Origin of the sequence: Planosporangium flavigriseum (assembly GCF_011947225.1) — a bacterium.
Lineage (GTDB): Bacteria > Actinomycetota > Actinomycetes > Mycobacteriales > Micromonosporaceae > Planosporangium > Planosporangium flavigriseum.
This window is the reverse complement of sequence record NZ_JAATVW010000036.1, coordinates 1-19,778: the sequence shown is the minus strand read 5'-3', so window position 1 is coordinate 19,778 and position 19,778 is coordinate 1. Positions and strand designations below refer to the sequence as shown.

Below are 19,778 nucleotides of genomic sequence, written 5' to 3'. Positions count from 1 at the left end.
TGGGCGAACCGGTTGGCGCGGTATCTGGTGGGGCTGGGGGTGGGGCCGGAGCGGGTGGTGGCGTTGGTGTTGCCGCGGTCGGCGGAGATCGTGGTGGCGCAGGTGGCGGTGGTTAAGGCGGGTGGGGCGTATCTGCCGGTGGATCCGGATTATCCGGTTGAGCGGATCGCGTTCATGGTGGCCGACAGTCGGCCGGCGGTGGTGTTGACGTTTGCTTCGCTGGTCTCGCGGGTGCCTGTTGTCGAGGGCGTGGCGGTGGTTGCGGTGGATGACTCTGCTGTGGTTGGGGCGGTGGATGCGCTTCCGGACCGGGCGCTGTCGGATGCGGACCGGTTGTCGGAACTGTCGGTGGATCATGCGGCGTATGTGATTTATACGTCGGGGTCGACGGGGCGGCCGAAGGGTGTGGTGGTCACGCACCGGGGGTTGGCGAGTTTCGCTGTGGCGGAGGCTGCGCATTATCGGGTGGGGCCTGGGGATCGGGTGTTGCAGTTTGCGTCGCCGAGTTTCGATGCGTCGGTGTTGGAGTTGTGTGCGGCGTTGGGGTCGGGGGCGGCGTTGGTGGTGCCGCCGGCGGGTCCGTTGTTGGGCGAGCACCTGGTGAAGGTCTTGGACCAATATGGCGTCACGCATGCGTTGATTCCGCCGGCGGCCCTGGCCACGGTCGACACCGCGAAGCGGTCTGCCGGAGTTCCGGACGGTGATCGTGGGTGGGGACGCGTGCCCGGCGGATCTTGTGGATCGGTGGGCTGCGGGCCGGCGGATGATCAATTCGTATGGGCCGACGGAGTCGACGGTGGTGGCGACCTGGAGTCGGCCGCTTGAGGTCGGTGGTGGGGTGCCGCCGATCGGGGTGCCGATCCCCAACACCCGTATCTACGTCCTTGACGACCGCTTGCGGCCGGTGCCGGTGGGGGTGGCCGGGGAGTTGTATGTGGCCGGGGTGGGGCTGGCGCGGGGGTATCTGGGCCGGTCGGGGTTGTCGGCGGAGCGGTTCGTGGCGTGTGCGTTCGGCGCCCCGGGGGAGCGGATGTATCGCACCGGGGATGTGGTGCGCTGGCGCCCGGATGGCCAGGTGGAGTTTCTGGGCCGGGCCGATGATCAGGTCAAGATCCGCGGCTTCCGCATCGAGCCCGGTGAGATCGAGACCGTCCTGACCGGCTTTCCGCAGGTGCGGGAGGCCGTCGTGGTGGCCCGCGAAGACCAGCCTGGGGTGAAACGTCTGGTCGCCTACCTGGTGGCCGCCGGTGATGACCGGCCGACGGTCACCGAGCTGCGTACGCTGTTGGCGGAGCGGTTGCCCGCCTACCTGGTGCCGCAGGCGTTCGTGGTGCTCGACGCGCTGCCGATCAGCGCGAACGGCAAGCTCGACCGGCGCGCGCTGCCCGCTCCCGACCCGGCAGCCACCGCCGGTGACAGCGGTTACGTGGCCCCACGCACCGGCACCGAACGCGCGATCGCCGAGATCTGGGCCGACGTTCTCGGCCTCGAACGGGTAGGCGTGGCGGACAACTTCTTCGAGCTCGGCGCCGACTCCATCCTGACCATCCAGGTGGTCGCGCGGGCCCGCCAGGCCGGCCTGGGTCTCACCACCAAGGACCTGTTCATGTACCAGACCATCGAGTCGCTGGCGCCACGGGTCGCGCTGGCGACGCCGGTGTCCGCCCAGGAAGAGCCGGTCGCCGGCCCGGCGCCGCTCACGCCGATCCAGCACTGGTTCTTCCAGACGCACCCGGTGAACCCGCACCACTTCAACCAGTCGATGCTCATCGAACTCACCGAGGACGCGGACGAACAGGCCCTGCGGTACTCCCTCGAAGCGTTGCTCGCGCACCACGACGCGCTGCGGATGCGGTTTGACCGCGCTGATGGCGAGTGGCGGCAGTACAACGCGCCGGTCGAGCCGGCGGAGGTCCTGCGGCGGCACGACCTGTCCGATGTGGAGAACAAGGAGCAGCCGGCGGCCATGGAGAAGGTGGCCGACGACGTCCATGCGAGCTTCGACCTCGGGACGGGGCCGCTGCTGAAGGCGCTGCTGTTCGTCCTCGGTCCCAAGCGGGCGCCATTCCTGTTCCTCGCCGCACACCACCTCGTCGTCGACGGCGTCTCCTGGCGGGTGCTGCTCGACGACCTGGACACCGCGTACCAGCAGGTGACCAGAGGCGAGGAGGTACGTCTGGGTGCGAAGACCACGTCCTACCGGGACTGGGCGCAGCGGTTGGCCGAGTTCGTGGCGGACGGCGGGCTCGACCGCGAACTGGAGTACTGGACGGGCATCGCGGACGTCAGCACGCCGACCCTGGAACCCGTATCGCCAGGGTCTTCCGCGCCCACCCAGATGGTGTCGGTGTCGCTCGACGCCGGGGACACCGACGCGCTGCTGCGCGCCGCGCCGACCGCCTATCGCACCCGCATCAACGACGTGCTGCTCACGGCCCTCGCCTGGGCCCTGGCCCGGCGGACGGGGCGCAGCCGGGTGTCGATCGAACTCGAGGGCCACGGCCGGGAGGACATCCTCGACGGGATCGACCTGTCCCGTACCGTCGGCTGGTTCACCACGATCTACCCGGTCGCGCTCGACATTGTGCCCGACAACGACCCCGATTGGCGGGCTCTGGTGAAGTCGGTACGCCGGCAGCTGCGCACGTTGCCGGGCAACGGATTCGGGTACGGCGCGCTGCGCTATCTCGGCCCACCGGAGGTACGCGACCGGTTGGCGAGCGGCCTCGCCGGGCCGCAGGTATCGTTCAACTACCTCGGCCAGTGGGATGCCCGCTCGCAGGAGCCCGCAGGCAGCCTGTACCGAGCCGTGCACGGCTCGTTCGGGCAGGACGCCGACGCCGGAGACCGGGGCTCGCACCTGCTGGACATCACGGGCGCGGTCCAGTCCGGCCGGCTGGAGTTCTCCTGGTACTACCAGCCCGACCGGTACGACCAATCCGCCGTTGAGGCCATCGCCACCGACTTCGCCGACGCGCTGCGGCGCATCGCGCAGGACTGCCGGGAGTCGCTGTGACCACCAGTACTTCCACGACTACTTCCACGACGACCTCCTTGGGGCGCAACCGGAACTACCGGCTGCTGTGGAGCAGCCAGGCGCTGTCGGAGTTTGGCTTCAACGCGGCGGCGCTGGCCTTCCCGCTGCTGGTGCTCGCGGTGACGAATTCGGCGGCCGCGTCCGGGCTGGTCCTCGGGACGATCGCGGTGGCGCAACTCGTCGCCGGGCTGCCCGCGGGGGCGCTCGTGGACCGCTGGAACCGCAAGAAGGTCATGCTCGTCTGCGAGGCGGCGCAGGCGCTCGCGGCCGCGAGTCTCGTCGCCACGGTGTGGTGGGGCGTCGCGACCGTCGCCCACATGGTCGCGGTGGCCGCCGTCATCGGAGTGTGCGCGGCCCTGTTCCAGCCGGCGGAGGAGGCGTCGCTACCCAACCTCGTACCGGCGGAGCAGCTGTCGACGGCCGTCGCGATGAACTCCGCGCGGGCCTCGCTCGGCCACCTGTCGGGCACCGCGGTGGGAGGGTTCCTGTTCGCGGTGGGGAGGGTCGTGCCCTTCGCGGTCGACGCGGTGACCCACACGTTGGCATTCTTCGCCCTGGCGTTTGTGCGTATGCCACCACGTGAGGTGCGCCCGCAGCCGGTGGGCCGCCTGGGCCGCGAGATGGTCGACGGGTTGCGCTGGGTGTGGCAGCACCGGCACATCCGGGTGACCGCGCTGTGCGCAGTCGTCCTCAACGTCTTCTTCAGCTCGTTCTACATCATCGTCATCGTGCTGGCCCAGCGAGGGGGCGCGCCGTCCGGTGAGATCGGCGTGATGGCGGCGATGCTGGGGGTCGGTGGCGTCGTCGGCTCCCTGGCCGCGCCGTACCTGCACCGGATGCTCAGCCCGTACGCGTCGATCATCTCCGTGTTCTGGGTGCTGTCGGTGCTCACCCCGCTCGCAGTCCTCACCACCAGCGGCTACGTCATGGGCGCGCTGTTCTTCGCCATGGCGCTGCTGCCGCCGACCGCGAACACCGCCATCGCCACCCGGCAGCTGCTGCTGACCCCCGACGAACTGCGCGGGAGGCTCAGCAGCGTGCTCGGCCTGCTCGTCGGCGGCGCGTCCGCGCTCGGCCCGATGCTGGGCGGCGTCCTGACCGAAGTGCTCCCGGGCAATGTCGCGATCCTGATCTGCGCCGGTGGCGTCACAGCCGTGACGCTGGTGGTCACGGTCAGCCCCACCCTCCGTACGTTCCCGCGGCAACAGGCCACCCAGGAGGCTTCGGCGACCGCCTGAACCACCCCCGTTTGAACCACCCGCCCACCCCACGACGCAGATCCCACAACCGAAAGGAGACAGCGAAGATGGACGACAACGCCAGGTACCAGGTACTGCGCAACGACGAGGACCAGTACTCGCTCTGGCTGGCCGACCTCGAGGTGCCGGCGGGCTGGCACCCGGTCGGCAAGGAAGGCACGAAGGACGAGTGCTCGGCGTACGTCGACGAGGTGTGGACGGACATGCGGCCGCGCTCGCTGCGCGAGCGGATGGACAGCGCCGCGCAGTCCTGATCGCGGGCGCCTCGCCGCCGGGAGCCGCCGGGGAGCCGCCGGGGAGCCCCCAGCGGCGAGGCGCCCGACTCGCTCACGAAACCAAACCAGAAAGGAGGCGCTGCGATGCAAGGCAGCGCGCAGGTACGGGCCGGTCGCACCCCCGCGGCCGCCCGCTGGCTCGGCAGCAACTGGCAGGACGCGGCCGACGGCGCGACGATTGCGCTGTTCTGCTTCTCCCACGCGGGTGGCGGTTCTGCGTTCTTCCGTCCGTGGCGCGCGGCGCTCGCGCCGGCCGTGGACGTACGCCCGGTCCTGCTGCCGGGTCGGGAGTGGCGGCTCGACGAGGTGCCGTACCGGCGCATGGAAGACCTGGTGGAGCCGCTCTGCGTGGCGCTCGAACCGCACGTGGACCGCCCGTACGCGCTGTTCGGACACAGCATGGGCGCCGTGATCGCGTACGAGGTCGCGCGGCGTTTCACCGGCGCCGCCCGGCGGGCCCCGATCTGCCTGCTGGTGTCCGGCCGCCAGGGTCCGCGGGCCGCGTCCAGTCGACGGCTGTTGTGGGAGTTGCCGGACAACGAGTTCGTCGCCGGGGTCGGACGGCTCGGCGGCACGCCGCCAGAGGTCCTCGAACACCCGGAACTGCTGGAGATGTTCCTTCCGGCGCTCCGGGCCGACTTCGAGCTCAGCGAGAACTATCAGCCGCTCCCCGGCCACCGTCTCACCTGCCCGGTCGTGGCGTACATGGGCACGGAGGACGCGGAGGTGGAACACAGCGGCCTGTTGCGCTGGTACGAGGAGACGGACGGGGAGTTCGCTCTGCGCGTCTTCGCCGGCGACCACTTCTACCTGCGGGGCGGCCGGCCCGACGTGCTCAGCGCGGTACGCCAGGATCTGCTCCGCGCCGCGGCGCTGCAAGCCGTCCAGCCGGCTCAACGGTAGAACTCAGACAGTCGCGGTCGCGGCATCAGCGGCTGTGGAGGTGGCGGCCGCCATCGACCTGCGGTCGAAGACCCGCCATGTGGCGGCGGTGACGGCGGCGGCGACGACGAAGCCGATCCAGTACGGCGCCGTGAGCCCGAAGTGGGTGGCGACCACGCCGCCGAGCACCGCGCCGAAGGCGGTGCCGCCGGCGGCGAGGAACAGGTAGGCGCTGTTGACCCGGCCGAGCATGGCCGCGGGCGTCAGCCGCTGGAGCAACGACATCGTGACGATCATCCACAGTGAACCGTGTACGCCGAACAGTGCCAGGATCGCTCCCACCGCGATCGGGCTGGTCGACAGCGCCATGGTGAGGTGGAAGAGGGTTTCGACGACGAGCCCCACGCGCAGCGTCACGCTCGCGGTGAACCGCCGGACCAACCGTTCGCCGACGAGCGCGCCCAGCAGCCCGCCGGCCGCGAGGGCGGTGAACAGCGCACCGTAGCCGACCGAACCGAGGCCGAGCCGCTCCGTGGCCAGCAGCACGAGGATCGACATGGCCGCGGTGAGGGTCACGTTGAGCAGCCCGATTAGCACGGCGAGGGTACGCAGCAGCCGGTGCGCGAGCAGCCAGCGCACCCCGGTGGCGATCTCGCTCCACAACGAGGCCCGCTCCGCCGCAGGCGCGCCCGGCGCCTGCCCCTCCCGGTACGTGCCGGGCAGCAGGCTGAGCAGCAGCGCGCCGACCACGAACGAGCCCGCATCGAGGAGGAACGGCGCCGCCGCCGCGGCCGCGAAGAGCAGCCCGCCCAGCGGGCCAGCGATCATGTCGTGGACCACGGTACGGGCGGCGCTGAGCCGGCCGTTGGCGCGTTCGAGCAGGTCCGGCTGCACCACGGCCGGCAGCATGGACATGCTTGCCGCCCGGAACAGCGTCTCTCCGGTACCCAGCAGGAACAGCACGGCGTACAGCAGCACCACGCTTTCGCGGTGCAGCGCTACGGCGACGCCCAGCACGCCGATGGTCACCGCGCGGATCCAGTCGACGACGACCATGACACGTCGCCGGTCGAGCCGGTCCACCAGCCCTCCGCTGAGCAGCGAGAACAGCAGCCAGGGCAGGGTCGCGGCGAAGGTGGCGCCGGACACCACGAGAGGGCTGCTGGTCATCGACGCGATCAGGAGCGGCGCGGCGACCATCGTCACCCCGTCGCCCAGCCCGGAGATGGCGCTCGCGGTCCACAGCAGGGTGAACCGGGGGCCGAGTTTGGCGACGGGCGAGGCATCCATCGGCGGGAACGTATCAGTACGCCCGCGGTGACAAGACACATTTACCGTCGCGCGGAGCGTGGGTGCCGCCGGGTCCCCGGTGGCACCCACGCTCCGGTCGGCGGCGTCGCTAGCCGTGCCGGGCGAGACGGGCGCCGTGGGCCTCCGCCATCGTGGTGAGCTTCTCGAGTTCGGCGTGGAACGCGTCGCCGATGGCGCGCATCTGTGCGCTGGCGCCCTCCATCTGGGTGGTGGCGCCGGACATCGCGGCGAGGATGCTCCGGCCCAGCGCGGCCAGCCGCTCCGACTGCTCCCGGTCGGCGTTGTACTCGACGCCCGCCCGGGCCCGGTACGCGTGGGCCGCCCGGTCGGCCTCCTGCCGGGCCCGCCCGACGATCGACTCGGCCTGGGTGCGGGCGTCAAGTTGCATGGCGCTCGCGTGGGCCTGGGCGTCGGCGATGAGCCGGTCGGCGTGGGCCTGGGCGCGGACCAGTACGGTGATCGCCTCGTTGGACATTTCCCGGGCCCGGTCCTCCTCGGTCGCCATGCCCTGGTTGCGGAAGTAGTTCCGCAGCCGGTGCACCTCGCTCTGCGCCTCGGCGTACGCGGCGGTCCAGCGGTCCACCTCGCCGGCGACTCGGCCGAGGAACAGGTGGACCTCTTCCGGACGGTAACCCCGCCGGCCCAGCGGTGTTTCCCGGAACGTCTGGTGGCGGATTCGCTCCGCGGACAGCGGAATCCAGCCGCTCGTGTCGTGATGGGTATGGTCGCTGTTGTCGCCGTACCCGGTCATCGGGTCGGCACCTCCTCGAACTCTGTGACTACTCTGCCCCTGAATACTGTGTCCGTGACCGCCCCGCCGGCCTTGGGGCGGTACGGCTCGTTGCTGAAGTCCTCGCACCGGATCTGCTCGGCCGGGATGCCCCCGGCGAGCAGCCGCTCGCGGGTCGCCGTGGTCATCGCCGCCGACCCGCACACGTAGACGTAGCGGTCGTCCCACCGGCCCAGCCGCATCGCCACGTCCCCGACCGCGCCTCGCTCACCGGCGTACCAGGGGTCGTGGGACAGCGCCGGTACGACGGTCAGCCACGGCAGGTCCCGGGCCATCGACGCCAGGGCGGGAAGATCATAAAGATCAATCTCGGTACGGGCGCCGAAGAACAGCGTCACCTGCCGCCGCCCACCCTCCGCTGCGACCTGCTCCACCAGCGCCTTCAGCGGGGCGAGCCCGGTGCTGCCAGCCAGCAGCAGCAGATCGCGGCTTGCACCGGGCTCGAGGACGAGCTGCTGGCCGACCGGCGCCCCGAGCTTGACCGGGTCACCGGGTTGCAGGCCGTGCACGATCGCCGTAGATACCTGCCCGCCGGGCACGGCCTTGATGTGCAGTTCGATCAGCCCGTCGAGCCGAGGGGCGCTCGCGGGGGAGTAGTAGCGCCACAACCGGGGACGGTCGGGGATCTCGACCGCGCACGACTGGCCCGCCACGTACGGGTACGGCAGGTCGGGGCGCAGCCGCAGCACGGCGATGTCCAGGCCGCGCCGCTCGTGGTGGACGACCCGCGCGGTCCAGTACGCCGGGGTGGAGGTCGCCGCCTTCTCCGCCGCCTCGACCATCACCTGGGCTATCAGCTGATAGGCCGCGGTCCACTCCTCGGCCAGCTGCGGTGTCCACGCCTCGCCGAGGAAGTGCGCGAGGGTGGCCAGGAGCGCCTCACCGACCTGGGGGTAGTGCTCTGCGCGTACGTCGAACCGCCGGTGGTCCCGCCCGAGCCCCTGGACGAACGGCACCACGGCGTCGAGCTGGTCCACGTTGGACACTATCTGGCCCAACGCCGACACGAGGCGATCCCGTTGGGCCGCCATCGACATGGGGAACATCGCCCTCAGGTCTGAGTGGGCGGTGAACAGCACGGCGTAGAAGTAGCCCGGCACCGCGTCGCCGTGCCGGGCGACCTGTGCCCAGCTGCCCTTCAGTGCGGCCGGGTCCATCACCCGGCCCGACTGGCGAGCTGGACGGCGTCCGGCTCCACGCTGCGGACGATCTGGCCCCGGCTCGCGGCGAGCACCTCACCCACCGCGTCGATGACATCCCGCGGTGCGTGCGCGATCAGAAGGGCGGCGGTCAGATAGTCCCCGACCAGGGCGTAGTGCTCCGCCGTGATGCGTAGCGGGGCGTGGGCTTCGGCGAGATCCCGCCCGCCATACGCCTTCGGGCCGCCGAGCACCTGCGACAACAACGCGGCCATGTGCCGTTTCTGACTGGCCAGGTCGACGTTGTCGAAGTACCCGCGCAGCCGTTCGTCCTCGATGACCAGGACGTACAGCCGGTCAACGACGGATCGCACCGTCTCGGCACCGCCGATGCGCTCGTACATCGACTGAGTCGGGGTCAGTACGTCTATAGCCGCGTTCATTGTTGTCCCGTTCCTTCCCTCAGTGGTGTCCCGCGGATGGGCATTTATCGCACGTTGAGCTGGACAGCCAGCTGTCGCTCGTCGTCGTACCTGAAGTGGCCAGGCGGCGGCATGTTCACAGGGAGATGGGCCTCGTGCTGCGGGCCTTCACGCTGGTGGCTCGTGTACCGATGGCTCTTGTACTGGTGGCTCTTGTACTGCCAGCCCCCGCAATCAATCCCCATCGCACGGTAGCGGTCTCGTGACCGTAGGGCGACCCTTCGCCGCCGACATTTCGCGCCGCGTTTGCCGCGTCATGCACATCGGACGATGGACGCACCTCTTGTGGCGCCCCGCGATATGGCCTATACCTGCACCGGCACCGCCCCACGTTCGTAGAACACGTGGTCGAGGGCGACCGTGGCGGCGCCGAGGAGCCCGGCGTGCTGCCCGAGGGTCGACGGCTCGACGGTGACCTTGTCGCGGAGCACCGAGCAGATCTTGGTGCGGGTCGCCGACAGTGCCCGGTTCAGGACCTCTTTGGGAGCGGTCGCGAGGATGCCGCCGAGCGCCACCCGGGTCGGGCTGAAGACGTTGACGTTGAGCGCGATCGTCGTGCTCAAGTGGTCGGTGAACTCGGCCAGCAGGTCATCGGCGATCTCGTCGCCGGCGCGCCTAGCGGCGTCCAGGATGTCCAGCACGCCCCGGTGCTGACGCCGGGCGCGGGCCAGCACCGGGCTGCGCCGCGCCCCTTGCTCGACCCGGCTGCGCAGATAGGACTCGGACAACACGGCTTCCAGGCAACCGATCGAGCCGCACCGGCAGCGCGGCCCGTCGTCGGAGACCTGGTGGTGTCCCAGCTCCGACACGCCGTGCGCGCCCTGCCGGAACGGTTTACCGTCCACGACGAACCCGAAGCCGACGCCCTCGCCGATGTGCACGTACAGCAGGTTCTCCGCCCGCTGCCCCAGGCCGTACCGGGCCTCGGCCACCGCCATGGCCCGCACGTTGTAGTCGACCACGGTCGGCTTGTCCAACGCCCGCTCGAACCGGTCGGCGACGTCGATGTCGTCGCGCCACCCCAGTGCCAGCGACAGTACGCAGCGGCGCCGTGCGGGGTCGACCGGTCCCGGCACTCCCACGCCGATCGCGACCATCGTCCGTGCGGCCGCCTCGACGATGTCGGTGGCGGCGGCCACCGCGATGTCGATGACCCGCTCGGCCGGCGCGCCCCGTTCGAAGGGGGCGCGGGCGGCGCGCGTCACTAGGCCAGAGAGATCGGTCAGGCCCAGTCGGACCTCGTCGGTGCGGATGTCCACGCCGAGGAACATGTATCCGTGGCGGGACAGCGTCACCACCGAGGCCCGCGGCCCGCGGCGGGCGGGGCGGTAGGTCCGCGGGATCGACTCGGTCAGGTACCCCTCGCTGGTCAGATCGGTGACGATCGACGATACGGTCGGGATGCTGAGTCCGGTCCGGCCGGCCAACTCCCGGCGGGATAACGGCCCCTGTTCCGTCAATAGTCGCAGCAACAGGCCCCGGTTGTGCGCGCGTACGTCTTCCGGTAGCCAGGAGCGTCGATCCACGCGGGGCCTCCCCAACGCCGGCTGCTTCAGGACGCGTGCACTGTAGCCACGGCAATACGTTGCGTGGAACAGGAACCTTGCGTGAGGAATGGCACGTTCCCCTGCCCCTAGGGGAGCCCCCATTCGCCTATCGGCAGGCGGGCCCCGGATGGGCGGCCGTTCAAGTGATAACGATCGATCTTTAGACGGATTGCTCGTCTGCGCAGCGTTGCCCTGTGCCGCACCCCATGGGCGAGGACCTGCGGGAGCTGTTCACCGCGTGGCTGGTCACGCTCGGCCGGTCCGTCGCTTGTACGTGGGCCGACCGGTCCCGTGTTCAGCGCGGGGAGCCGAAGTCCTGCGTCCATAATGGAGTACTGCCCTGCCGGGCCAGCCCGATGCCGATGTTGCTGAACCGGCAGTTGAGGATGTTCGCGCGGTGGCCCGGGCTGTTCATCCACGCCGTCATCACCGCCGTCGCGTCCCGTTGGCCCTTGGCGATGTTCTCGCCGACCGCCGAGAAGCGGTACCCGGCCCTGGTCACTCTGGTGCCGAGGTCGACGCCGTCTGGCGTGGTGTGGGCGAAGAAACCGCGGCTGGCCATGTCGGCGGAGTAGGCCCGGGCCGCGGCGGTGAGCCGGGCGTCGACGGTGAGCGCCGGGCAGTTGGCCTTGGCGCGTTCCTGGTTGACCAGGGTCAGCACCGTCGCTTCGGCGGCGCTGTCGCCGGTTGCCTGTACGGCGCCGGAAAGAGGAGTGGAGCCAGCCGACCCAGTGGTGCCGGCATTCGGTGCGGCGCCGCCCGCTGTCCGAGCGCTGCCGGCAGTCTGCGCGGCGCCGGGCTTCAGAGCTGTGCTGGTGTCGGCCGGCTGTGCGGGGGAGAACCCCTGGTGCAGTACCCGTGCCGCCGGTCCGGACGATGCGGGCCCGCCGACGGCCCCCGTGCCCGTCGACGGTAGAACGGAAGCCGCGGAAGCCGCCCCTGCTCCCTGTGCGGCCGTCGTGCCGGTGTACCCATCGACCGAGGCCGCGGTGGCGTCGATGGCGTCCGTCTGTGCCGTGCGGTGGCCCACGACAAACGTGCCGACCGTGGCCCCGAGCGCCACGGCGACGACAGCGGTCATCGCGGCGGTTATCGGGCGCAGCCTAAGACGGCGGCCGGGTGGGACGTGTGGTGGCGGATCGGCTGTCAATGGTGGCGTCAATCCACGTACCGACGCGGGCTTCATGCGGGGTGCGGGCAACGCACAACCTCCGGTGGACCGGATCACGGACCCGCCGAGCGTAGATCGCGAGAATATGGCTGGGATGCGTACTTATGCGAACTTAACGGCTAATTAAGCTGCACCTGCAGATCAGCGCGGGCTGGTTGGGCCCGTCAATCAGTGGAGGCTGGGCTCCGTCGCGACCGCCGCACGGGCGGGAAGACGACGGTCGCGACGGAGCTTGGGTCCGGCCGCGTACACCGGCAGGAGTGTGCGCGAGGGCCGGACGATCGGTGGACGGTTAGCGGGAACCGGCGATCATGGTCGCGGGTACGCCCCAGCCGTCCCGGTCAGTTGTTGGCGCGCGTGCTGTTCGTTGCCGCGGTGTTGCCCGTTGGGTTGTTGCCCGTTGGGTTGTTGGCTGGGGCGGCAGCCTTCCTGCCCTGCGGTGTGATGGCGAACCACGCGTTACCCACGCCGTGCCCCTTGGTCTCGCCCGGTGCCGCGTCACCGGCGTACCGATAGACCGGCCAGCCGCCGATCGTCACCTGGCGGGTGGCGTCCTCAGCCCGCACGACGGTGCCGACGAGCGCCGGGTCGATGCCCTCGATCCGCAGGTCGCTCGTGTGCATCACCGGTAGCCACTTCATCCAGCAGTCCTCCATGCAGTTGCTCTTCGGTGGCCTGGCGGTGTCTTTGTCGTACCGGTACAGCGTGTAGCCCTCAGCGTCGACGACCACGGTGCCTATCTGCGGCAGGGCCTGGGCCCGTAGCACGAGCGTGCCCTGCACATTGGCTGCTGGCAGGGGGCTCGCAGGCGCGGCGGTGGTGGTGGGATCCGCGGACGTGCACGCGGTGGCGGACAGGATGGTGGACAGCGCCACGGCAACCAAGATCACTCGGCGCTCGGTCGGTCTGCGCGCGGTCACTCGGCCCACCTCGGGAGCTCCTTCGTCGAGTGGTGTGTCGGTCAAAGGTACGCACACTCCCCGCCATCGGTTCAACCCCGTGAATGGGATGGCGGCCGGAAAGTCTCGACCAAATCCTTGAGCCGCCACCTGCCTCCGTGCGTATCTACCGTCGACAAGCCACGCAAGGCAACGGAGGTGGTGGCGGTGGGCGACGTGAATCCTGCGGTGGAAGCGCGCCTCGACGGTTCGTGCCGGCACTGATGGGCCGAGGCGCGACGCACGGTAGGCGCAGACAGGACGACGACGTCGAGCTTGCCGCGCGTGAACGCGACGAGGAACTGGTCCAGTCGCTGTACGCCGAACACGCCGAGGGCCTGCTCCTGTACGTGCTGCGGCTGACCGGGGGCGATCGTCAACGCGCCGAGGACGTCGTCCAGGAGACGCTGCTGCGCGCGTGGCGTCATGCGCATGAACTGTCGGCGAGTGGGAGGACTTCGCTACGCCCCTGGCTCGTCGCGGTCGCCCGCCGGATCGTGATCGACGGGTACCGCAGTCGCAAGGCCCGGCCCCCGGAGACCGACGACGCGCCGCTGGCGACCGTCGCGACGGCGGACGAGACCGAGCGGGTACTGCAGTTGCTGGTGCTGGCGGACGCCATGCGGGGGCTGACTGCCGCGCACCGCGAGGCGGTCTTCGAGACGTACTTCCGCGGTCGCACCGTCCAGGAAGCCGCCGAGACGCTGGGCCTGCCCGTCGGCACCGTCAAGTCCAGGGTCTATTACGCCCTCCGGGCGCTCCGCATCGCACTCGAGGAGCAGGGAGTGACGGCATGATGACGCCCGAGGAGATCCACCGGGACGTCGGCGCGTACGCACTGGGCATCCTCAACCCACGCGACAGCGCGCGCTTCGAGGACCACCTGATGGTGTGCCGCTCGTGCCCTCGTGAGCTGGCCGAACTTTCATCGGTGGCGGCCCTCCTGTCGCAGGTGGACGCGGAGAGCCTCGTCTTCGCGGAGTACTCCGGCCGCGATCCCGGCCGGGCCGAGGCGCTGGTTTCGGCGGTGCGTACCGATCGGCGTCGGGCCAGGTCGCGCCGGGCCTTGACCCTCGCCGCGTGCCTGGCGTTCCTGATCGCCGGTGCCTTTGCCGCCGTTGGCCTGGGTCTTCGGCCCGTCGGGCTGCCCGGTCCGCAGCCCCTGACGGCAGCGGCGCAGAAGTTGCACGCGATCGACCGGTTCACCGGCACGGAGGCCACCGTGCAGTTGGCACCGAAGCGGTGGGGGTCGCAGGTGACGCTGCAGGTGGCCCGGGTCGACGGGCCGGTGCGGTGCCGACTCGTGGCGGTCTCGAAGACCGGCCAGAGCGAGGTGGTCATGGGCTGGAGCGTCCCACCGGGTGGGTACGGGACGGCTACCCAACCGGATCCGCTGGTCCTGCATGGAGGGACCGACCTCCAGCCCGGTGACGTGTCCCGCCTCGAGATACGCACGGTCAACGGCAACCTGCTCGTGAGCGTCCCGGCTTGACAGCATCTCCGGATAGCCGAGAGTCAATGAATGGTGACACAGTGTCCTATTCGGAGAGATCCGTAAAACCTCGTGAAGGCGGAACATAAGTACGCCTTAAGTGCCTGTCCGGACAGGTAGCCGACGGCCTAGCTTTTCGGGTGGGTCGAGCAGCCGCCGGCCACCAGTGGTGGTCGGCGGCACCCTCGCCAACGAAGACGGCAACCACGACGGGCAACCACGACGTCAGGGAATGGTGGCAATGGTCAAGCCGGGGTTTGAGCGCTCGGGAAAGCGGCGTTCGTGGTCAAGCCGCTCATCGTCGAGGCTTGTCCTGTTCGTGGCCGCCGTGCTCGCGGCGTGGACCGCCGGTCCGGCCGCCACCGCGGTGGCCGCGCCGAAGCCAGCCGCTGCCGATCTGCGTGCCGCCGCTGTCCGGCCCGCCGCCCTTCAACCACAGGCGCCGCAGCCGGACCCGTTCAACGGCGCCATCCCCGGCGACGTCGGCAACGGTAACGGCCTCCTGCCGCCCGCCAACAACCCGCCCGGCGCGGGCGCAATCGTCGAGACCGCGCTGCCCGGCGCCAACACGACCCAGACCCGGTTCGGCACCATCGACGACGTCGACCGGCTGTTCCTGGTCAAGGTCCGGCAGGCCGGCCTGTGGGAGCGCCCCACCGGCCTCATCGCCCAACAGTTTGCGGCCAGCGAGCGGGTCAAGGAGATCGGCCGGATCATGGCCGAGGACCACAAACAGCTCGACGAGGAGTGCCGTTTCGTCGCCGGCCAGCTCAACGTGGCCCTGCCCGACCAGCCGTCGGCCGAGCAGCAGGCCTGGATGCGGGAGTTCTGGCCGATGCGGGGACACGACTTCGACGTGACGGCCGTCAAGTGGTTGCGCTTCGCCCACGGTGGAGTCTTCTCGGCGATCGCCTCGGTACGCGCCAACACCCGTAACGAGATGATGCGCCTGTACGCGGAGCGCGCCAACCTCATGGTTAACAAGCACATGTCGCTGCTGGAGAGCACCGGCCTGGTCCAGTACGACAACCTGCCGCACGCGGCGATCGGCGCGCCGGCCGTGGCGCTGGCGGCCGCGACCGCCCCGACCCCCAAGGACGCGAACATGTTCCGGTTGCCGGTCGTCGCGCTGGTCGTCGTCGCGGGCCTGCTGGGCCTGGTGAGCATCCGCCGCGTCGTCCGCGGCTTATGAATCGAATCCGGTCCGAGCCCATCCCCGCCCACTCTCTTCGAAAGTGAGGTCAGCGGCGTGTTCGTCGCAGACGCCCATTGCGCGGTTGTGATCGCCCCGGACTGCACCGCCGCGCAGAGCGTGCACCTGGTGGCACACACTGCGGGCTTCCTCGGGTACATCCTGCTGTGGATCACCGTGATGTGGGGGATGATGCTCGGCCGCGGTTGGGCCATGACCCGCTTCAAGCACTCGCAGTTGTACGCGACGCACATGACGTTTGCGCTGATCGGCATGACGCTCGGCTGGGGGCACGCCTTCATCCAGCTGGCCAACCCGGTAGGCACCGTCCGCCTGATCGACGAGTTCATCCCGTTCGCCAACGGTCGAGACCCGATCGGCATCGGCGTCGGTGTGATTGCGACGGAGATCATGACGGCGTTGCTGATCTCCATGCCGCTGCAACGAAAGTTGGGGTACAGCCGCTGGCGGGCGCTGCACTCGCTCGCGTACGCGTCCTTCACTCTGCTGGCCGGGCACGTGCTGTTGTCCGGATCGCACGTCGGTCCCCTCTTCGTCAAGATCCCGGTCGTCCTGATGTGGCTGAGCACGGTTGTGTTGTGGCTCGGGGTCTCCAACTGGGCGCTCAAACGCAAGCGGACGATCACCGACCGGGCCAGCAACCGGATGCGCGGCCAGATGGCCGAAGTCAGTGTGGACGCCGGCAAGTGTGCCCGGTTCGGCTTCTGCGAGCAGGAGGCGCCGGCGATCTTCGAACTGCGCAGTGACGGCAGGCTCGGGTACAAGTCGACCATTCCGCCGGAGGAGATCGAGGCGGTGGCGCGGGCAGTCAAGGTCTGTCCGGCCCGGGCCATCAGGATGAACCGGGCCGGTTCCCGGGTGTACATGCCGAAGAACGAAACCGTGGAGACGGCCGGGGAGGGGCGGGCGGAGACGCTCGCGAACGTGACCGGCCTTCACCGCCGTGGAGGTAAGTGACGCATGCGTCGCCCAAGACAATCGAGTCGCGCGGGGCTGTCGATGGCTAGGCGGTCGATAGCGTACGGCTGGTCGGACCGCATCCTGGTCATCGGGGGTGGACCGGCAGGTATGGCGGCGACGGAGGAGCTGCGCCGCCAGGGCTTCGCCGGCGACATCACGTTGCTGTGCGATGAGCCGGACGCCCCGTACGACCGGCCGGCGTGTTCCAAGAGCCTGCTGACGGGGCATGCCCGCCCCCAGGACGTCCGGATGCCGATCGACGGCTCGCTGGAGGTCAACTGGATGCACGGCCGCCGCGCGGTCGAGATCGACATGCGCCGCCGGTCGGTGTTGACGCAGACCGACGAGGAGTACCCGTTCGACGGACTCGTCCTCGCCACCGGCAGCTACGCGTCCCTGCCCAAGGGCTGGCCAGCGGGGCCCGGCATGCATGTCCTGCACAGCGTGGACGAGGCCTGGCAGCTGCGGCGGGACCTGCGCAACGCGGAACGGATCGCGATCGTTGGCGGCGGCATCACCGGCTGCGAGACCGCCTGCGCCGTACGCGAACTCGCCCGCGAGGCCGTGATGATCGACCCGAAGCCGTACGTGATGGGACGCGCCGTCGGTGAGCCGGTCGGGTACCTCATCGCGGAGGAGCACGCCCGTTTCGGCGTCGAGATGCGACTGGGGCGCCGCGTCAAGGAGGTCGAGCGCCGGCGCGGACGTTGGCGGCTGCTGCTCGACGACGGTTCGTCCGTGCACGCCGACATCGTGGTGGCGACCCTGGGGGAGAAGCCGGACACCGACTTCCTCGAAGGCGCCGGCATCGACATCTCCCGGGGCATCCTGTGCGACGAGAGCCTGCGGGTCGTCGGTACCGAGGGCGAGACCGTCGAGGGCGTCGTCGCCGCGGGCGCCGCGGTACGTTGGCCCAATCTCCTGTACAGCAACGAGCCGATGATGGTGGGTCAGTGGATCGCCGCCGTCGAGATGGGGCACGCCGCGGCCAGGACACTGCTCGCGGGTGACCGTGAGATGCCGCCGGTCGGGATCGTGCCGCGGTACTGGACACTGCAGAACGGCCTGCGGGTCATGGTCGCCGGTGACTTCAAGCCCACCGACCACATCGTCATGACCGAGATGCGCCCGGGCCGTAAGGACACTGCCAGGGCAGGCGTCATGGCCAGCTACTACCGCGACGACGAGCTGGTTGGCCTGATAGCGGTGAACGCGGCCCGCGCGTTCACCGAGGTCACCCGCGCCATGCTCATCGACACCCCGGTCCGGGTGGCGCCGAAGCCGAAGAGCCAGCCGGAGAGCACGCGTACCGCTTCCCGACGCCGACTTGCAGCGGTCAGCTAGGCGTTATGGTTCCTGGCCGTCGTACGGTTCGGGCTGCTCCCAGAGCCAGCCGAGAAACCGTCCGTACAACTCGCCCACCTCACGGTTGGGCAGGTCCGCGCAGCAGTCCATGAAGTGGCCGCCTATGATCAGCCTGAGGGATACCGGCGTACGGTCGAACTCGGCGAGCAACTGGTTGCGGCGCGTCGGGCACGGCCACGGCGCGCCGCAGCCGGCGCACACCCAGTTGGGCCGGATGGGGATGTGGACGTTCACCCGGGCCAGTGCCCGGGGGAGTCGGCGATGAGGGCTCTCAGGATGGCGCACGGCCATCGCTCGCCGCACCGGCATGTCGGGCGGAGTCTCCGCCATGACCACCTCCGTGTGTGCCTGCGGCGAAGCGCCGCCCGGTAGCCCTCGGTGTATGCGGTTGGCATTGCACGACCTCTCGCAACGCTGGGGAGCGCAGCGACCGTGGGGAGGTAGGATCGCGGCCGCCGCGCCCCGGTACGTGGAGCCGGATAGCCCGGCGAGGAGTGGGCGCGACATGACCCACATGCACGGTTCCTCCCCGCCGGGGGTCTGCACTCCGACCGTCGCCGCAGCTCTCGACAGCGGTACGGCGACGCTGGCGGTTCACCACGCTGACAGAGCCACGCTGACAGCACAACGCTTCCATGGAGGTTTTACTCGGAAGCGCAAATGCGGAACGTACGTGGTTGCTTGGCAGCGCTGCGGGCGGAACACTGAGCGGGCTCATCAATCAGGAGGTTGACGTGCCCAGGCCTACTGGTCCGACCATCGCCCGATGGCAGCTCGGACGTGAGCTGCGCCGGCTCCGTGAGGCGGCAGGGATCGCCCACCGCGAGATAGCCGAGGAACTCGGTTGCTCCGAGTCGAAGATTTACAAGATTGAGTCCGGTGACGTCGGGATGGGCCGCCCGGACCTACTGGTGATGCTCGACCATTACGGGCTGAAGCCGGGTACCGATGACGAGACGCGGGCGACCCTTCTCGACTGGCAGAAGCAGGGCAAGGAACGTGGTTGGTGGGCCAAGTTCGGACAACTGCCGAACCCGTACTCGATGTACATAGGACTGGAGTCGGCGGCGACCGCGGTCAAGAACTTCGAGTTGGCGGTCGTGCCCGGTCTGCTGCAGACCGAGGACTACGCCCGCGCTGTCATCAGCGCCACCTGCTCGCAAGACAGCGAAGACGAGATCGAACGAAGGGTCCAGGTTCGGCTCGCACGGCAGGCATGTCTGACTGAAGATCCTCCAGCGGCCTACTGGGCGATCATTGACGAGGGTGCCCTGCATCGGCAGATGGGTGGTAAAGAGGTGATGCGGGCCCAGCTCAGGCACCTGATCGAGATGAGCAAGCAGCCCAACGTCACGGTTCAGGTTTTGCCCTTCTCCGAAGGTGCGCACCCCGGCACGCTGGGATCGGTCATCCTGCTTGAGTTCCCTGAGGAGGTGCACTCGCCCGTCGCCTACGTGGAGACGTACGCCGGGGACGTGTACTTGGAATCCGAGGCTGACCTCCGTCGAGTTACCCTCACCTATACCCACATGCACGCGGCCGCTTTGAGCGTCACGAAGTCCCGTGAGCTGATCGCGGCCGTCGCCAAGCAGATGGCGTAACGGAGGAGGAGGCGCGACGGTGGATCTGTCTCGCGCCGTATGGCGGAAGAGCACCAGGAGTCAAGGCAACGGGGCCTGCGTCGAGGTAGCCGACCTCGCTACGGCCGTAGCCGTCCGTGACTCGAAGGACAAAACCGGGCCGGTCCTGGTCTTCACCCCGGCCGAATGGCACGCCTTCGTCGAGGGTGCCAAGGCCGGGGAGTTCGACCAGTCCTGACCGGACACCCAACGAAGCACAGCGAAGGCGACCCCAACCAGGGGCCGCCTTCGTGTTTGCGGGGGCACGTACCTCGCCGGTGCTACCGAGATCGTCCGC

General features: G+C 69.6%; 20 protein-coding genes. 12 read left to right on the top strand and 8 right to left on the bottom strand.

The window, feature by feature from the left end:
* The 5 genes from HC028_RS27200 to HC028_RS26175 form a co-directional block, all read left to right on the top strand.
* Positions 1 to 825: AMP-binding protein (locus HC028_RS27200; protein WP_205861715.1), on the top strand; the 825-nt coding region annotated here is incomplete at its 5' end.
* The gene (locus HC028_RS27190) at positions 707 to 3,016 is read left to right on the top strand and encodes a condensation domain-containing protein (protein ID WP_338091300.1); all 2,310 of its coding nucleotides are present in this window, start codon (positions 707 to 709) and stop codon (positions 3,014 to 3,016) included. The genes HC028_RS27200 and HC028_RS27190, both read left to right, overlap by 119 nt.
* A complete protein-coding gene (locus HC028_RS26185; RefSeq protein WP_168080112.1) occupies positions 3,013 to 4,275 on the top strand; it encodes an MFS transporter in 1,263 nt (420 codons plus the stop codon). The genes HC028_RS27190 and HC028_RS26185 overlap by 4 nt, the downstream gene beginning before the upstream one ends.
* A 68-nt stretch (positions 4,276 to 4,343) precedes the next feature.
* Entirely contained in the window at positions 4,344 to 4,550 is a 207-nt protein-coding gene (locus HC028_RS26180; RefSeq protein WP_168080111.1) for an MbtH family protein, read from the top strand.
* Positions 4,551 to 4,655: 105 nt separating this feature from the next.
* Positions 4,656 to 5,474 (top strand): thioesterase II family protein, encoded by an 819-nt coding sequence (locus tag HC028_RS26175; RefSeq protein ID WP_168080110.1) that lies wholly within the window; start codon positions 4,656 to 4,658, stop codon positions 5,472 to 5,474.
* Between the two features lie 3 nt (positions 5,475 to 5,477).
* On the opposite strand, the gene HC028_RS26170 is transcribed toward HC028_RS26175, so the two are convergent.
* From HC028_RS26170 to HC028_RS26140, 7 genes are all read right to left on the bottom strand, one after another.
* Positions 5,478 to 6,743 carry an MFS transporter gene (locus HC028_RS26170; protein ID WP_168080109.1) on the bottom strand — a complete coding sequence of 422 codons (1,266 nt, stop codon included), beginning with the start codon at positions 6,741 to 6,743 and terminating at the stop codon, positions 5,478 to 5,480.
* 109 nt (positions 6,744 to 6,852) lie between these two features.
* On the bottom strand, positions 6,853 to 7,515 hold the full coding sequence (locus tag HC028_RS26165) for a DivIVA domain-containing protein (protein ID WP_168080108.1): 663 nt from the start codon (positions 7,513 to 7,515) through the stop codon (positions 6,853 to 6,855).
* Positions 7,512 to 8,711 (bottom strand): globin domain-containing protein, encoded by a 1,200-nt coding sequence (locus HC028_RS26160; protein ID WP_168080107.1) that lies wholly within the window; start codon positions 8,709 to 8,711, stop codon positions 7,512 to 7,514. Before HC028_RS26160 ends, HC028_RS26165 begins: the two co-directional genes overlap by 4 nt.
* Positions 8,711 to 9,136 (bottom strand): group I truncated hemoglobin, encoded by a 426-nt coding sequence (locus tag HC028_RS26155; RefSeq protein ID WP_308442105.1) that lies wholly within the window; start codon positions 9,134 to 9,136, stop codon positions 8,711 to 8,713. Before HC028_RS26155 ends, HC028_RS26160 begins: the two co-directional genes overlap by 1 nt.
* A 344-nt stretch (positions 9,137 to 9,480) precedes the next feature.
* Entirely contained in the window at positions 9,481 to 10,701 is a 1,221-nt protein-coding gene (locus HC028_RS26150) for an ROK family transcriptional regulator (protein ID WP_168080106.1), read from the bottom strand.
* Between the two features lie 316 nt (positions 10,702 to 11,017).
* Entirely contained in the window at positions 11,018 to 11,803 is a 786-nt protein-coding gene (locus HC028_RS26145; protein ID WP_203981619.1) for a CAP domain-containing protein, read from the bottom strand.
* Positions 11,804 to 12,234: 431 nt separating this feature from the next.
* Positions 12,235 to 12,813, bottom strand: a complete 579-nt coding sequence (locus tag HC028_RS26140; protein WP_168080105.1) for a hypothetical protein — start codon at positions 12,811 to 12,813, stop codon at positions 12,235 to 12,237.
* 242 nt (positions 12,814 to 13,055) lie between these two features.
* Between HC028_RS26140 and HC028_RS26135 the strand changes: the two genes are divergently transcribed.
* The 5 genes from HC028_RS26135 (at position 13,056) to HC028_RS26115 (ending at position 17,840) form a co-directional block, all read left to right on the top strand.
* On the top strand, positions 13,056 to 13,628 hold the full coding sequence (locus tag HC028_RS26135; protein ID WP_168080104.1) for a sigma-70 family RNA polymerase sigma factor: 573 nt from the start codon (positions 13,056 to 13,058) through the stop codon (positions 13,626 to 13,628).
* Positions 13,625 to 14,323, top strand: coding sequence for an anti-sigma factor (locus tag HC028_RS26130; RefSeq protein ID WP_168080103.1), 699 nt, complete (start codon positions 13,625 to 13,627; stop codon positions 14,321 to 14,323). The genes HC028_RS26135 and HC028_RS26130 overlap by 4 nt, the downstream gene beginning before the upstream one ends.
* 319 nt (positions 14,324 to 14,642) lie before the next feature.
* Complete coding sequence (locus HC028_RS26125) at positions 14,643 to 15,515, top strand: DUF4142 domain-containing protein (RefSeq protein ID WP_168080102.1); 873 nt, start codon at positions 14,643 to 14,645, stop codon at positions 15,513 to 15,515.
* Between the two features lie 57 nt (positions 15,516 to 15,572).
* Positions 15,573 to 16,493 (top strand): ferredoxin, encoded by a 921-nt coding sequence (locus tag HC028_RS26120; protein ID WP_168080101.1) that lies wholly within the window; start codon positions 15,573 to 15,575, stop codon positions 16,491 to 16,493.
* Positions 16,494 to 16,535: 42 nt separating this feature from the next.
* Positions 16,536 to 17,840 carry an NAD(P)/FAD-dependent oxidoreductase gene (locus tag HC028_RS26115; protein WP_168080100.1) on the top strand — a complete coding sequence of 435 codons (1,305 nt, stop codon included), beginning with the start codon at positions 16,536 to 16,538 and terminating at the stop codon, positions 17,838 to 17,840.
* Positions 17,841 to 17,843: 3 nt separating this feature from the next.
* On the opposite strand, the gene HC028_RS26110 is transcribed toward HC028_RS26115, so the two are convergent.
* Positions 17,844 to 18,191 (bottom strand): flavin reductase, encoded by a 348-nt coding sequence (locus tag HC028_RS26110; RefSeq protein WP_308442103.1) that lies wholly within the window; start codon positions 18,189 to 18,191, stop codon positions 17,844 to 17,846.
* Positions 18,192 to 18,595: 404 nt separating this feature from the next.
* On the opposite strand from HC028_RS26110, the gene HC028_RS26105 reads away from it, so the two are divergent.
* Together HC028_RS26105 and HC028_RS26100 are read left to right on the top strand one after the other, a co-directional pair.
* Entirely contained in the window at positions 18,596 to 19,462 is an 867-nt protein-coding gene (locus HC028_RS26105) for a helix-turn-helix domain-containing protein (RefSeq protein WP_168080099.1), read from the top strand.
* Between the two features lie 19 nt (positions 19,463 to 19,481).
* Positions 19,482 to 19,679, top strand: coding sequence for a DUF397 domain-containing protein (locus HC028_RS26100; protein WP_168080098.1), 198 nt, complete (start codon positions 19,482 to 19,484; stop codon positions 19,677 to 19,679).
* The last annotated feature ends 99 nt before the right edge of the window (positions 19,680 to 19,778 follow it).

Bases quoted from the DNA above. Each gene is read 5' to 3' on its own strand.
- HC028_RS26180 (WP_168080111.1), top strand. From the start codon at position 4,344: ATGGACGACAACGCCAGGTACCAGGTACTGCGCAACGACGAGGACCAG.
- HC028_RS26175 (WP_168080110.1), top strand. From the start codon at position 4,656: ATGCAAGGCAGCGCGCAGGTACGGGCCGGTCGCACCCCCGCGGCCGCC.
- HC028_RS26170 (WP_168080109.1), bottom strand. From the start codon at position 6,743: ATGGATGCCTCGCCCGTCGCCAAACTCGGCCCCCGGTTCACCCTGCTG.
- HC028_RS26165 (WP_168080108.1), bottom strand. From the start codon at position 7,515: ATGACCGGGTACGGCGACAACAGCGACCATACCCATCACGACACGAGC.
- HC028_RS26160 (WP_168080107.1), bottom strand. From the start codon at position 8,711: ATGGACCCGGCCGCACTGAAGGGCAGCTGGGCACAGGTCGCCCGGCAC.
- HC028_RS26155 (WP_308442105.1), bottom strand. From the start codon at position 9,136: ATGAACGCGGCTATAGACGTACTGACCCCGACTCAGTCGATGTACGAG.
- HC028_RS26145 (WP_203981619.1), bottom strand. From the start codon at position 11,803: ATGACCGCTGTCGTCGCCGTGGCGCTCGGGGCCACGGTCGGCACGTTT.
- HC028_RS26135 (WP_168080104.1), top strand. From the start codon at position 13,056: ATGGGCCGAGGCGCGACGCACGGTAGGCGCAGACAGGACGACGACGTC.
- HC028_RS26130 (WP_168080103.1), top strand. From the start codon at position 13,625: ATGATGACGCCCGAGGAGATCCACCGGGACGTCGGCGCGTACGCACTG.
- HC028_RS26115 (WP_168080100.1), top strand. From the start codon at position 16,536: ATGGCTAGGCGGTCGATAGCGTACGGCTGGTCGGACCGCATCCTGGTC.
- HC028_RS26110 (WP_308442103.1), bottom strand. From the start codon at position 18,191: ATGGCGGAGACTCCGCCCGACATGCCGGTGCGGCGAGCGATGGCCGTG.